Origin of the sequence: Sphingomonas sp. Ant H11 (assembly GCF_000797515.1) — a bacterium.
Lineage (GTDB): Bacteria > Pseudomonadota > Alphaproteobacteria > Sphingomonadales > Sphingomonadaceae > Sphingomonas.
Map to the genome: position 1 here is coordinate 1 of NZ_JSBN01000102.1, position 13,649 is coordinate 13,649.

The 13,649-nt window shown below is 64.8% G+C and carries 10 protein-coding genes and 1 pseudogene; 6 read left to right on the plus strand and 5 right to left on the minus strand.

Features of this window, described 5'->3' with window-relative positions:
* Nucleotides 1–54: 54 nt before the first annotated feature.
* Nucleotides 55–1,332 (minus strand): APC family permease, encoded by a 1,278-nt coding sequence (locus NW75_RS17340; protein ID WP_033966435.1) that lies wholly within the window; start codon nucleotides 1,330–1,332, stop codon nucleotides 55–57.
* Between the two features lie 128 nt (nucleotides 1,333–1,460).
* Here NW75_RS17340 and NW75_RS17345 point away from each other — a divergent pair.
* Both NW75_RS17345 and NW75_RS17350 read left to right on the plus strand, forming a co-directional pair.
* Nucleotides 1,461–3,055 (plus strand): annotated as a pseudogene (locus tag NW75_RS17345) (sulfotransferase).
* A 100-nt stretch (nucleotides 3,056–3,155) separates the two neighbouring features.
* Nucleotides 3,156–5,720, plus strand: coding sequence for a TonB-dependent receptor (locus tag NW75_RS17350; RefSeq protein WP_033966446.1), 2,565 nt, complete (start codon nucleotides 3,156–3,158; stop codon nucleotides 5,718–5,720).
* Between the two features lie 31 nt (nucleotides 5,721–5,751).
* On the opposite strand, the gene NW75_RS25350 is transcribed toward NW75_RS17350, so the two are convergent.
* A complete protein-coding gene (locus NW75_RS25350) occupies nucleotides 5,752–6,711 on the minus strand; it encodes a putative bifunctional diguanylate cyclase/phosphodiesterase (protein WP_197057868.1) in 960 nt (319 codons plus the stop codon).
* Nucleotides 6,705–7,562 carry a GAF domain-containing protein gene (locus tag NW75_RS25355; RefSeq protein WP_197057869.1) on the minus strand — a complete coding sequence of 286 codons (858 nt, stop codon included), beginning with the start codon at nucleotides 7,560–7,562 and terminating at the stop codon, nucleotides 6,705–6,707. The genes NW75_RS25350 and NW75_RS25355 overlap by 7 nt, the downstream gene beginning before the upstream one ends.
* A 230-nt stretch (nucleotides 7,563–7,792) precedes the next feature.
* Between NW75_RS25355 and rplK the strand changes: the two genes are divergently transcribed.
* The 3 genes from rplK to NW75_RS17375 all read left to right on the plus strand — a co-directional run bounded on the left by rplK (nucleotide 7,793) and on the right by NW75_RS17375 (nucleotide 9,467).
* The gene (rplK, locus tag NW75_RS17365; protein ID WP_033966441.1) at nucleotides 7,793–8,224 is read left to right on the plus strand and encodes a 50S ribosomal protein L11; all 432 of its coding nucleotides are present in this window, start codon (nucleotides 7,793–7,795) and stop codon (nucleotides 8,222–8,224) included.
* A gap of 4 nt (nucleotides 8,225–8,228) precedes the next feature.
* Nucleotides 8,229–8,921, plus strand: coding sequence for a 50S ribosomal protein L1 (gene rplA, locus NW75_RS17370; RefSeq protein ID WP_010404067.1), 693 nt, complete (start codon nucleotides 8,229–8,231; stop codon nucleotides 8,919–8,921).
* A gap of 339 nt (nucleotides 8,922–9,260) precedes the next feature.
* Nucleotides 9,261–9,467 (plus strand): cold-shock protein, encoded by a 207-nt coding sequence (locus NW75_RS17375; protein ID WP_010404074.1) that lies wholly within the window; start codon nucleotides 9,261–9,263, stop codon nucleotides 9,465–9,467.
* Nucleotides 9,468–9,530: 63 nt separating this feature from the next.
* On the opposite strand, the gene NW75_RS17380 is transcribed toward NW75_RS17375, so the two are convergent.
* Entirely contained in the window at nucleotides 9,531–11,465 is a 1,935-nt protein-coding gene (locus NW75_RS17380; RefSeq protein ID WP_052192477.1) for an AsmA family protein, read from the minus strand.
* A gap of 77 nt (nucleotides 11,466–11,542) precedes the next feature.
* Entirely contained in the window at nucleotides 11,543–12,751 is a 1,209-nt protein-coding gene (locus tag NW75_RS17385; protein ID WP_033966442.1) for a penicillin-binding protein activator, read from the minus strand.
* Between the two features lie 11 nt (nucleotides 12,752–12,762).
* Between NW75_RS17385 and rsmI the strand changes: the two genes are divergently transcribed.
* Nucleotides 12,763–13,596 carry a 16S rRNA (cytidine(1402)-2'-O)-methyltransferase gene (gene rsmI, locus NW75_RS17390; RefSeq protein WP_033966444.1) on the plus strand — a complete coding sequence of 278 codons (834 nt, stop codon included), beginning with the start codon at nucleotides 12,763–12,765 and terminating at the stop codon, nucleotides 13,594–13,596.
* Nucleotides 13,597–13,649: the final 53 nt, after the last annotated feature.

The following is a 13,649-nucleotide window of genomic DNA, read 5'->3' on the forward strand; positions in this document are numbered from 1 at the left end:
TAGAAACCGCAAACCCCGGTAGACCCCGGGACAAGCCCGGGGTGACGAAAAGGCTCAGGCTCCCGCGCCACCTCTCCCAAACCGCAACCAATAGAGCGGCAGCGCCGTCAGCATCAGCGCAACGCTCGAGCCCGCCGCCTCCAGCCCAGCCCCCCACATCGCCCAGAGCGCAAACACCAGCCCCGCCACCGCCGCCACCGGCGCGATGCGCTTGACCAAGGCGGTCAGGCACGCCCCGATATACAGCCAGATCGCCGCCGCCGCCGTCAGCCGCAGCATGAAATCGAGCAACCCGCCGAGCGAGCGCGTCGCATTGGATAGCACCAGCACGCTCGCCAGGGTGGTCGCCAGCAACAGCATCGGGATCGGCACGTCGCGCGCGCTGGTGCGCCCGACCCAGCGCGGCAGCAGCCCGGCGCGCGCCATCCCCAGCGGCACCTCGCCTTGCAGCAGCGTCCAGCCATTCAGCGCGCCGATCGCCGCGATCGCGGCAAAGGCAGCGGTGGCAAGCCCCGCCTGATGTCCCCAGAAGCGTTCGACGAACAAGGCGAACGGCGCTTGGGCATTGGCGACCTCGGCGGTCGGCAGTGCGAAGATAATCCCGCTGCACACCGCTATGTACAGCAGCCCCGTCAGCCCCAGCCCGAACAGCGTCGCGCGCACGACATTGCGCGCCGGATCGCGCACGCGCTCGGCGGCGACGCTTGCCGCCTCGAACCCGACGATCGCAAAGAAGGCCAAGGTCAGCGCCGGGGTCAGTTGCGACCAGGCAAAGGGCGGATGCGCCTCGGCATGGAATGCGCCCCCGCCGCTCAACGCGACGCCCGCGAGAATCAGCACGATCGCGGCGAGCGGCAGCAGTTTGAGCAAGGTCGTCACCACCTGAAACGCCCCGGCCAGCCGCGCGCCGCCGAGATTGAGCAAGGTCAGCAACCACAGCAGCACCGTCGCCGACAGCGCCTGCGCCAATGATGTCGCGCCGAGCACGGGCACGAATTGCGCGAGATAACGGATCGCGGTCAGCGCGATCACCGCATTGGCCGACCACACGCTGACCCAATAGCTCCAGCCGACCAGCACCCCCGGCAACGGCCCCAACCCCGCACCGCAGATCGCCACCACGCCGGTCGCCTCGGGCATTGCCGCGGTCAGACGCGCGAGCACCCAGGCGATCAGCAACGCGCCCCCTACCCCCGCAATCCACGCCGCGACGCTCGTCCAGCCATAGGGTGCCAGTTGCGCGGGCAGCACGAAGATGCCCGATCCGATCATCCCGCCCATCACCAGGGCGGTCGCGGTCCAAAAGCCAAAGGGGCGCGGTGCCGACTCCATGCATGTCTCCCGGGATCGGGCGGACCCCGGTCACGAATGCAGCACGCCCGGCGCGCCAACGCCATAGTTCCTTTTCGGCAACTCTGCGCTACCACCGTCCCATGACACAGACGGCAAGCGCGACGGACATGGACTGGATGGCGGCGAGCGGTCGCTATCCCCCGCGCCTGATCGCGGCGGCGCTGGCGCTGCACGACAATCGCCTGGGCGAGGCCGAGCCCTTGCTCAAAGCGCATCTGAAGGACGATCCGTTCGATGTCGCGGCGATCCGTATGCTGGCCGAACTGGCCGGGCGGATCGGGCGCTACCGCGATGCCGAAACGCTGCTGCGCCGCGCGGTCGAGCTGTCCCCCGCCTTCACCGCTGCGCGCGCCAATCTGGCGTTGGTGCTGTACCGGCTCAACCGCCCTGCCGAGGCGATTGCGGAACTCAACGTGGTCGCCGCCGAAGACCCCGACAATCCCGGCCATGCCAATCTCCAGGCCGCCGCTTTCGGGCGCATCGGCCAGTTCGACGAAGCGATCGCCTTGTACGAGCGCGTATTGGGCGACGCGCCGGAGCAACCGCGCGTGTGGATGAGCTATGGCCATATGCTCAAGACGGTCGGGCGGCAGGCCGATGGCATCGCGGCCTATCGCCGCGCGATCACGCTGCTGCCGACGCTGGGCGAAGCGTGGTGGAGCCTCGCCAATTTGAAGACGGTAACCTTCACCGAGGACGACATCGCTGCGATGCAGGCCGCGCTGGAGCAGCCCGGCATTTCCGACGAAGACCGCTTCCATCTCGATTTCGCGCTGGGCAAGGCGTTCGAGGATCGCCGCCACGCCGAACGCGCCTTCGCGCATTATGCGGCGGGCAACACGCTCCGTCGCAAGCACATCCGCTACAGCGCCGACGAGACCGAAGCCCTTGTCGACCGCAGCATTGCGCTGTTCACGAGGGGATTTTTCGCCGAACGCGCGGGCCAGGGCTTCGCCGCGCCCGACCCGATCTTCATCCTCGGGATGCCGCGCGCGGGATCGACGTTGATAGAGCAGATCCTCTCCAGCCACAGCCAGGTCGAGGGAACGAGCGAACTGCCCGATATCCCGGCGCTCGCCAGGCGGGATGCGGCCTATCCCGAGGGGCTGGCGACCTGGTCCGCCGAACGGCTTCGCGAAACCGGCGAAGAGTATCTCCAACGCACCCGTATCCAGCGCCGCACCGACCGACCGTTCTTCATCGACAAGCTCCCCAACAATTGGGCGCATGTCCCCTTCATCCACCTGATCTTGCCGAACGCGCGGATCATCGATGCGCGGCGGCATCCGCTCGGCTGCTGCTTCTCCAACTTCAAACAGCATTTCGCGCGCGGCCAGGGCTTCAGCTACGCGCTCGATGATATGGGCCGCTATTATCGCGATTATGTGCGGCTGATGGAGCATGTCGACACCGTCCTGCCGGGCCGAGTCCACCGCGTGCTGTATGAGGATATGGTCGAGGATACCGAGGCAACCGTGCGCGCCTTGCTCGCCGCCTGCGGCCTGCCGTTCGAGCCCGCCTGCCTCGCCTTTCACGAAACCGCGCGCGCGTGCGCACCGCCAGTTCGGAGCAGGTCCGCCAACCGATCTTTCGCGAGGGCACCGAAGCGTGGAAGCCGTTCGAGCCGTGGCTTTCCCCGCTGCGACACGCGCTGGGCGACGTGCTCGACCGTTATCCTTCCGCCACCGTCACAACGTTGTAATTTCGCCACGCCCGCGTAAGATTGTTACACACCTGCGGCACCGTGCTTGACGGATGCTGCGGTCGCGAACACCTTGTTGAAACAATACAGGGGGAATCTGATGTCGTCGTTCGGGTATCGTGCCGCCATTCTCGCACTCTTGTCGTCGACCGCCTTCGGAGCCCCCGCGTTCGCGCAGAGCGCCCCGCCCGAACCGGCCCCGGCCACCGCACCGACCGATGGCGGCGACATTATCGTCACCGCGACCAAACGCTCCGAAACCTTGCAGAATGTGCCGATCAGCGTCCAGGCGCTGACCACCAAGAAGCTCGACGAACTCAATATTTCGAACTTCTCGCAATATGCGCAGCAATTGCCTTCGGTGTCGTTCCAGGCGCTGGGCGGGACGCCCGGCACCAACGTCATCTATATGCGCGGCGTCGCCTCGGGCGGCGATGGCAACCATTCCGGCTCGCTCCCCTCGGTCGGCGTCTATCTCGATGAGCAGCCCGTCACCACGATCGGCGGCAATCTCGACGTCCATATCTATGACATTGCGCGAATCGAGAGCCTGTCCGGGCCGCAGGGGACGCTGTACGGCGCTTCGTCCGAAGCGGGCACGATCCGCATCATCACCAACCAGCCCGATCTCTCGCATTTCTATGGCCGCGCCGATCTTGAGGGCAATAAGGTCAGCAAGGGCGGCTTTGGCGGCAAGGCCGAGGGGATGGTCAACATCCCGCTGTCGCCCTCGATGGCGCTGCGCGTCGTTGGTTTCTACCAGCGCGATGCGGGCTATATCGACAATGTGCCGGGCACGCGGCGCTTCTGCGGTGGCACCAACTTTGATGCCAATGGCAATTGCGTGAAGGACGGCCTGACCGTCAACAACAACGCCTTCGTGAAAAAGGACTATAACGACACCGAAATCGCGGGCGGTCGCGCGGCGCTGAAGGTCGATCTCGACAGCAATTGGACGGTCACCCCGACCGTCATGTACCAGGATACGCGCAGCCACGGTGCCTATGGCTATGATCCCAAGGTCGGCGACCTGCAGGTGCAGCATTTCTACCCCGAATATCGCCGCGACCGCTTCATCCAGGCCGGGCTGACAATCGCGGGCAAGATCGGCAATTGGGACGTGACCTATGCCGGGGCCTATCTCGACCGCAAGGATTTCTCGTCTAGCGACTATACCGATTACGCCGAGGCCTATGACAATCTCTATGCGTCGGTTGGCGGCATCGCGGGGTATTTCTACTTCAAGGACAATGCCGGCAAAACGATCGACCCGCGTCAACGCGTGATCGGCAGCGACCATTTCAAGAAAATGAGCCAGGAATTCCGCGTCGCCAGCCCGTCTAGCGAGCGGTTCCGCGTGGTCGCCGGTGCCTTTTACCAACGCCAGAGCAATGACATCCATCAGGATTATCAGGTGCCCGGTCTGGCCGACACGCTCTCGGTCAACGGCCACCCCGGCACCCTGTGGCTGACGCAACAGCATCGCGTCGACAAGGATTATGCGATGTTCGGCGAGGCCAGCTACGACATCACGCCGCGGCTGACCGCGACCGTCGGCGGGCGCGCCTTCATCTATGACAATTCGCTGATCGGCTTTTTCGGCTTCGGTCGCGATCCGGCCAATGGCTACAGCACCACGCCATACAATGCGGCGGGCAGTTCGCGCACCGGCGTCGCCGGGTGCTTCACCACCAACGGCACGCGCCTGCGCGATGCGGTGGCAGCGGGCGGATCGACCACGTTGCTTCCGGCTGCGGTGGCGGGTGGCCCCTGCACCAATCTTGGCGTCTATCGCGTCGGAGAAGGTGTCGTGCCCGTGCAGGCATCCGGGCAAGGCGTGACGTATCGCTTCAATTTGAGCTGGAAACCGGTTGAGGGCGTTCTGCTCTACGGCACCGCCTCGCGCGGGTTCCGCCCGGGCGGCATCAACCGCCGCGCCGACGTCGCAGCCTATGCCGCCGATTACCTGACCAACTATGAATTGGGGGCCAAAACGACGCTACTGGGCGGCGCATTGCGGTTGAACGGCGCAATCTACCAGCAGGATTGGGACAAGTTCCAATTCTCCTTCCTGGGGGCGAACAGCTTCACTGAAATCCACAACGGGCCCAATGCGCGCATTCGCGGCGCGGAGATCATCGCCAATCTCAATGTCGGTGCACTGTCGGTGAGCGCTTCGGGCTCCTATACCGATGCCAAGACGCGCAAGAATCTTTGCCTGATCGACGATCCGACCTTCACCTGCACCGGCGCGGGCAATCTCCTGTCGGCAAAGGCTGGAACCCGTCTGCCGATCACGCCCAAGTTCAAGGCGAGCGGATCGGCGCGCTACACGGTGCCGGTCGGAGCAGCCAAAGCTTATGGCCAGGCGGTCGTGTCGTACCAGGGCTCCGCCGCGTCCGACATTCGATCGGCGACCTTTGGACCGGGCGGCATCATCTTCAACCCGGCCGCACAGCTCGGGCCATTATCTGCCTTCACCACCGCCGATTTCGCGGCCGGTGTGCAGTTCCAGCGCTACAGCTTCGAACTCTTCATCCAGAATGCCTTCGATACCCGCGGGCAGCTCTCACGCTTCCAGGAATGCGGCAGTTGCGGTCAGCGGCCCTATATCGTGCCCGTCACACCCCAGACGATCGGCGTACGACTGCATACGGACTTTTAGCGCGATACGAGTAGCGCCGCCTGGCCCTTCGTCAGGCGGCGCAGGCCGATCCGTTACCCGCCGCGCCTTGCCTTTGACGAAACCACCACTCGAAATCCTGTTGCTCCAGCGGGCGCGCATAATGATAGCCCTGCGCCTCGTCGCATCCCAGTGCATCGAGAATTTCCGCAGTTCGGGGCGTTTCGACACCCTCCGCGACGACGCGATGGCCAAGGCCATGCGACAATTGGATCATGGTCCGCACCAGAATGCCGGCCTGGTCCACCTCACGATCGAGCGATTGTACGAAGGACCGGTCGATTTTCACGACGCTGATCGGGAAACGTTGCAAATGGGCCAGGCTGCTATGGCCCGTACCGAAATCATCCAGCGCGATCCGGATACCGAGGTCCGCCAGCGCCCGCAGCCTGGCGAGTGCAACCACCGGATCGCACATCATCGCACTTTCGGTGACTTCCAACTCCAGAAATTCGGGCCGTACGCGGTGCTTCAACAGGTATAACTGCACCCGCTCGACGAAATCCGTCTCATCCAGGTTTGCCGCTGACACATTGATCGACAATTGCAGGTCAATCCCGCTCGCGTGCCACACGGCGAGTTGCTCCAGCGCTTTGTCCAAGACCCAGGTGGTCACCGGCCGCATCAGCGCGGTCTGCTCGACGATCGGGATAAACTCGTTCGGCGAGACGTCGCCCAGTTTCGGATGCGTCCAGCGTAGCAGCGCCTCCGCCCCACAGCATTGGCCCGATGCGAAATCGATTCGCGGTTGGTAGACAAGGCGCAACTCGCCCGGCAGATCGAAGGCGTCGCAAAAGTCCTTCAAAAGGCTGAAACGGCGCGCTTGTTTCCCGTCACTGGTCGATGAGTACAGGCTGATTTGCCCCCCGGCGAGGCGCGCGTCCTGCGCCGCGCTATAAGCCATCCGCAGCACGTCGCTGCCCGGAGTTTGCCCCGCGACAAAGGGCGCGACGCCGATCGTATTGGTTAACACGAACGCTCGTGTGCCCCCCGTCTGCGGGCATCGTTCAATGCGATTTTCAGGCGCGCCACAAACGCCGCGTCTTCCATCTCCGGCAAGGCAAGAAAGGCGAACTGCGTCGCTGCGACATGATAGGCGATGCGGCCTGGACCGAGTCCCGCGCGTAAGCCCTCCGCTGCTGCCTGGACGATCTGGTCGATGAACGTCGGGCCCATGACGCTCATGCCTTGACTGAGCTGTTCGCTGGGTGCCAGATCCACCAAAGCCAGAAGGCGGCGCTCCCCCGGGGTATTGCGGCCCAAATCCTCCAGATCTTCCAGCAATTGGTTTCGGTTGAGCAGTCCCGAAACCGGATCGACACGACCGATCGCGTGCTGCAGCTCGATTTGCGACATCACCATGTCGGCAAGATCGGTCAAAGCCGCCATCTCTGCCTCGGAAACGGTGCGCGGCTCGTGACCAAGGACACACAGCGCGCCCAGCCCAAAACCGTTCCTCGTCGTAAGCGGAGCACCGGCGTAGAAGCGAATGCCGTCGCGTGCGAGGGGACAGTCGCTATAGGCAGGATCCGACAGCAGATCCGAGATGACCACAAATCCGGTGGATTCCGCGACCTGTGCGCAGGGCGCTTGCTCGCGCGGGATGAAAGTGTGCTCTACCCCGACGCGCGACTTGAACCATTGCCGGTCGCGATCGGTCAGCGACACTGCGGCGATCGGCAGCCCGAAAAGCATCGCTGCCATCCGCGTGATCCGATCGAAGCTGTCGCTCGGCGGCGTGTCGAGCAAATTGAGCTGCCGCAATGCGTCGAGGCGGGCTTGCTCGGGACACATTGACGAACTCTCCTTCGTAAGACGCAGCACTGCGCCACCTTACAATATAGGATTCGTTTTCAGGTGGATCGGGCTTGCGAGCCGAAATTGTCGCAAGATATAACGGCGATTGCACCCGATTGCCGTTTGCGCTATGCGCGCCAGCTTCCTGCACACAGCTGTCGGAATATGCGGGAGGGTGCCTCGGCACCCGCTTGAACCGCTAAACTTGAACCGGGCGTCGTGGGTTCCCCTCGCCGCCCCTTACAGAGTGAGTACACATGGCAAAAAAGATTACAGGCTATATCAAGCTGCAGGTGCCGGCCGGCAAGGCCAACCCGTCGCCCCCGATCGGCCCGGCGCTGGGTCAGCGCGGCGTCAACATCATGGAATTCTGCAAGGCGTTCAACGCCTCGACCGGTGACCAGGAAGTCGGCACGCCGCTCCCCACCGTGATCACCGTCTATGCCGACCGTTCGTTCTCGTTCGAAACGAAGACCCCGCCGGCATCGTATCTGATTAAGAAGGCCGCCAACCTGAAGTCGGGCTCGAAGGAGCCGGGCAAGGTGTCCGCCGGAAAGATCAAGCGTTCGCAGCTCGCCGACATCGCGACCGCGAAGATGAAGGATCTCAACGCCAACGACCTCGAGTCGGCAACGCGCATCATCGAGGGTTCTGCCCGCGCGATGGGCCTCGAAGTGGTGGAGGGCTAAGATCATGGCATTTGTCAGCAAGAAGCAAAAAGCCGTCACCATCGACCGTCAGAAGCTGCACGGCGTGGACGAAGCCATCGCGCTCGCCAAGGCCGGTGCAACCTCGAAGTTCGACGAGACGATCGAAGTCGCGCTGAACCTCGGCGTCGATCCGCGCCACGCCGACCAGATGGTCCGCGGCGTCGTCACGCTGCCCAAGGGCACCGGCAAGACCGTGCGCGTCGGCGTGTTCGCCAAGGGTGCGAAGGCCGATGAAGCCCGCGCCGCTGGTGCGGACGTGGTCGGTGCGGAAGACCTGATGGAAATCATCCAGGGTGGCACGATCGATTTCGATCGCTGCATCGCGACCCCGGACATGATGGGCATCGTCGGTCGCCTCGGTAAGGTGCTGGGTCCGAAGGGCCTGATGCCGAACCCGAAGCTCGGCACCGTCACCATGAACGTCGCTGAAGCGGTCAAGGCAGCCAAGGGCGGCCAGATCGAATATCGCGTCGAAAAGGCCGGCATCATCCACTCGGGCATCGGCAAGGCGTCGTTCCCGGCAGAAGACCTGCGCGCGAACTTCGACGCGCTGGTCGATGCCGTGGTCAAGGCCAAGCCGTCGGGCGCGAAGGGCAAGTATGTCCGCAAGGTCGCGGTCAGCTCGACCATGGGCGTCGGCATCAAGGTCGACGTGGCCGAGGTTTCGGCGGCGTAAGCCTCCGCGATTTGCTACGGAATGGAGGGCCGGGGGGAAACCCCGGCCCTTTTTTTCATGCGCACGCCTCTACGCCGTCACCCCGGGCCTGTCCCGGGGTCCACCGTGCCGCACAATTCCGGACGATAGATCTGGCGAGCGGTAGACCCCGGGACGAGCCCGGGGTGACGATAAACACCCGCCATTTGCTATTCCCCGCAAATGCGCCTAGGCGAGTGCTTGCTACAGTCGCAAATCGACGGTCTCTGGTGCTTTGCGGCCCCATCTTCCTTCTTTCACTGCTGATCTAGGCACGGGTTGGCGCGACTCTCGCGTCACCCAACAAGAAGGACGACCATCATGACCATCGGCACCGTAAAATTCTTCAACGCAGACAAGGGCTATGGCTTCATCGCGCCGGAAGGCGGCGGCGAAGACGCGTTCGTGCACATCACGGCCGTTGAGCGCGCCGGCATGGGCACGCTCGATAAGGACCAGCGCGTCCAGTACGAGCTGGAGCAGGACAAGCGCGGCAAGATGAGCGCCGTGAACCTGCAGCAGGCCTAATCGCCCGCGCAAGCGAATGACCAAGGGCCCGGCGAGCGATCGCCGGGCCCTTTTTCTATGCGCTCACCGCAGCGCAGCCGCCACCGCCGACTCGCAGTCGAAATGGGCGGGCGGTGGAATAACGACGGCGGGTGGCGTCTTTTCGAGCCCGAGTGCCCGGCCGAGCGAGCGCCCGAACACCTTCAGCAAATTGCTGTTACTCGGTTTGTCGGCGGTGCCCAGGCCCGCCACGGTCACCGTCGGCTTGCTCAGCGTGCCGCCAATCTGGATCGGATCGGCGATCTTCAACAGCGCGCGGCTCTTGCTCGTCCCAGCCAGCGTAAGGGCGATCCGTTCGCCATCCATCACGATCCGGCCCGCCCCTCGCCCCACCGAACTACCGGTATCGATGCCCAGCGGACGCGGCACGAGCACGCCATCGGTCGCACGGAAATCCGCGACGAGGCAGCGCAGCGGCACCATCCGGCTCGGCGAACCGAGCGCATGCACCACCGCCCCGCTCAAATTCTGGCCGAGCACATCCGCGACCATGCGGCGCACCTCGCCATCGGTCGCGACCATTGCTGCCTTGCCGTTGGCGCGCGACAGCGCCTCGCGCACCGTGTCGCCCTGCCCGGCCAACACGATGCGCCCCCGCACGCGTCCAGATACCATATCCGGCTCTCCAATCAGCGAATCGAGCGTCAGCCCGGCCAGTCGAAGATCGATCGACAGCTTGGGCCGCCCACTCCGGTGATCGACTTTCAGCGTGCCGACCATGCGCCCGGAGGCGAGGGTCGCCACGACGTCGCTGACCGTCAACAGACGATGGTCGAGCGTCAGCGTACCCGACAGCGTGCGAAACACCGTGCCCTTGCCCGCCAGAATACGGTCTACGCGGAATGCAATCGTACCGTCGGTCTTGCCCAGCTTGCTAAGGTTGATCCGCGTTGGTGGTATCACCCGCGGGCCGATCGCCGCCGATCGCGCGGCCGAAGCGGCATGACCGCGCGCATCCGCCAAATCATCGAAATCGAACTGCGACGCACGCAGCCTGGCATCGATCTTGGTGCGGCCATCGATCTTGTGGACCGTCGCCAGCCCGGCGAAGCGCGATCGCCCGACGCTGCCGCCGATCCGGTCGACATACCAGTCATGCCCGTCATGGCGGATCGCCCCGGTCAGGTTGATCGGCTGGGTGCCAAACAGCCCGGCCTCGATGATGCGATCGAGATTCTTGAGCGTGGGTGCCTGGGCGGTGATGGCCGCCGTAAAGTGGCGAGTATCGAGCACGCCCGCCATCTGGCCCTTGGCACTCATGTGCAACGCGGGCGAGACGAGCGTGGCGCTGAACGGATAGGGCGCAGCAGGGTCGATCCCGGTGATACGTCCGCCGGTCGCATCGAGCCGCACTGGCGTATCGAGGAACGTGCCCGTCGCGGAGAGGCGCAACCCGTTCCTCGCATCGACCGAAAGCGGTCCGGCGACCACCAATTGCCGCTTGGCATCGCGCAACACGAGTTGCGTGTTGGTGACCGTCAGGTCCGACAGAGTCGGGCGACCGCCCTGTCCATCGCCTTGCTTGCCTTCGCGCTTCCAGTTGGCGCGTCCGGTGGCGTCGCGCACCAGCGCGATGCGCCCGCCGTCGATGGTCACGCGGTCGGGCTGGAAATGGCCGAACAGCAACGCGAACACCGGTACACGCACGCTGGCCGACGACAAGCGAACGAAATCGCCCGGTCCCACCCAATCGGGCTGGGCGATATGGACGTCGCGCACCGAGATGACCGGCGTATAAGAAAAAATGCTGTCACGCGTCACCGCGCCCACCCGCACGGGGCTGCCCCAGGCCGATGAGATACGGCTTTCGACCAGGCCCCGCATCATTCCCACCGGAAAGGCACCGAGCGCCAACACCAGCAGGGTCACCACGCCAAAGATGGCGAGCACCGTTCCCAGCAGGATTTTGCGCCAGCGCGGTGCGCGAGGGGCGGGAGCGGCGGTTTCGGAAGCAATCACCCCACTACAACCCGACGCGTCCCCGATTGTTTCACCCGCGCAGCGAAATCCCGCGCGTTACTGCGCCCTTGGGATCGTCACCGCTCGAAACCGCTGGGTGCGGGCGAGATCGTCACCGTGGTGCCGCCGCGAATTTCCTGCACTTCCAATGCGCGTTCAGCGACATTGTCGCGACCGAACCGGAACGCGCCATCGATCCCGGCAAAGCCGCCGCGATCCTTCAAGCGATCTTCCGGAAAGGCTGCGCCCATCGGCCAGTCGCGCATGATGCGGATCGTCAGCAACACTGAATCATAGCCAAGGCTCGACAAGCGGAACGGTGCCGCGCCGAAGCGCGCCCGATAGCGCGCGGCATATTGGCGATAGAGACCGTCCGATACGCTCGCGAACCACGCGCCTTCCAGCGCGGCCTTGCTCGCAATCGCACTTTCCGAATTCCACAATTCGGTGCCGAGCACGCGCGCGCCGCCCATACCGTTCTTGCGCAGCACCGGCACCGCCGCCGACGCCGCATTGCCGCCATCGGCGATGAGGATCGCCTGATAGGGTGCGCTCTTGCTCATGCGGACAATCGCGCTGGTGATCGATCCGGGGACACGATCATAGGTCTGCAAGGACGCAACTTGCCCCCCGGCGGATTCGACCGCACGCAGGAAGGCGGTCGACGCCCGCTGCCCATAGGTGCCGTTGGGCACCAATCCGCCAAAGGTGGTGACGCCCTGTTCGCGCGCATAATCGACCACCCGGCCAATCGACTGGGCGGGCACATAGCCCATCAGATAGGCACCGTTTCCGGCTGCGGTCGCATCGTTGGAAAAGCTGACCACCGGCACGCCCGCGCGATGCGCAATCGGTGCCACTGCGCGCACGTCGTCCGCCAGCAACGGCCCGAGGATCAACTGATTGCCATCCGCCAGCGCCTTTTGCGCGGCCAGCGCGGCACCGGTGGCGGTGTCGTAGCTGGTGATGCGGATGCGCTCATTCTTCGAATCGAGCAGCGCCATCTGCGTGGCGTTGGCGAGACTCTGGCCGACCCCGGCATTGGGGCCGCTGAGCGGCACCAGCAGCGCGACGCGGTGGCGTTGGGTATCGGTCGGGATGCCCTGTTCGACGACGGGCTGCTGCGGCTGCACCGGGCGGGTGACCGGGGGGCGTTTTACCTGCGCGGGGCCACGCGGGACGACCGTCTGGCACCCGGCCAGCGCCACCGCCCCCGCAATCGCCGCCAACCGCAAAAGTCGTTTAAAGGCGATGGGCCGTTGCCCTGTCGTATCCCGCTCTGCCATGACCGCTCCTGATGACCCCTGATCTTTCGCCCGGCCTCTACATCGTTGCCACCCCCATCGGCAATCTCGGCGATCTTTCGCCGCGGGCCGCGCACATCCTGACGCATGCCGCCGTAATTGCCGTGGAAGACAGCCGCGTGACGGCCAAACTTCTGCATCATATCGGCGTGAAGCGGCAAATGGTTCCCTATCACGACCATAATGCCGAAGAAGTCCGCCCCGGCCTTATCGCGCGCATGGGGAGGGAGGCGGTGGCCTTGGTGTCCGATGCGGGCACGCCGCTCATCTCCGACCCCGGCTACAAGCTTGTGCGCGATGCGCGCGCGGCTGGGCATACCGTGTGGACCATTCCCGGCCCCTGTGCGGCTGTGGCGGCGCTGACGCTCGCCGGGCTGCCGACCGACCGTTTCCTGTTTCTAGGCTTCCTGCCCTCCAAGGCCCAAGCACGTGCCGCCGCCATTACTGAAGTCGCCGCGATCCGCGCGACTCTGGTGCTGTACGAATCCGGTCCGCGCCTGGCCGCGCTGCTGGCCGCGCTGGCCGAAGGTCTGGGCGACCGCGAGGCTGCGGTAACCCGCGAAATCACCAAGCATTTCGAGGAAGCGGTAACCGGCACGCTGTCGCAGCTCGCCGCGCGCTATGCCGACGCACCTCCCAAAGGCGAGATCGTCGTGGTCGTCGCCCCGCCCGGCGCGCCCGAGGCCGCCAGTGCCGACGATGCCGATGCCGCCCTCACCGAAGCACTGACGCGGCTGTCGACGGGCCAGGCGGCGAGCGAAGTCGCCAAGAAACTCGGGCTCGACCGCAAGGCGCTCTATGCAAGGGCGCTGGAGTTGAAGGCGTAAAACTCCCCTCCCGCTTGCGGGAGGGGCTGGGGGGAGGGCATGTTTGGTGACGT

Excerpts from the sequence above, each read along its gene's own strand:
- NW75_RS17375 (WP_010404074.1), top strand. The coding sequence starts at position 9,261 with ATGACCATCGGCACCGTAAAATTCTTCAACGCAGACAAGGGCTATGGC.
- rplK (WP_033966441.1), top strand. The coding sequence starts at position 7,793 with ATGGCAAAAAAGATTACAGGCTATATCAAGCTGCAGGTGCCGGCCGGC.
- rplA (WP_010404067.1), top strand. The coding sequence starts at position 8,229 with ATGGCATTTGTCAGCAAGAAGCAAAAAGCCGTCACCATCGACCGTCAG.
- NW75_RS17385 (WP_033966442.1), bottom strand. The coding sequence starts at position 12,751 with ATGGCAGAGCGGGATACGACAGGGCAACGGCCCATCGCCTTTAAACGA.
- NW75_RS17350 (WP_033966446.1), top strand. The coding sequence starts at position 3,156 with ATGTCGTCGTTCGGGTATCGTGCCGCCATTCTCGCACTCTTGTCGTCG.
- rsmI (WP_033966444.1), top strand. The coding sequence starts at position 12,763 with ATGACCCCTGATCTTTCGCCCGGCCTCTACATCGTTGCCACCCCCATC.
- NW75_RS17340 (WP_033966435.1), bottom strand. The coding sequence starts at position 1,332 with ATGGAGTCGGCACCGCGCCCCTTTGGCTTTTGGACCGCGACCGCCCTG.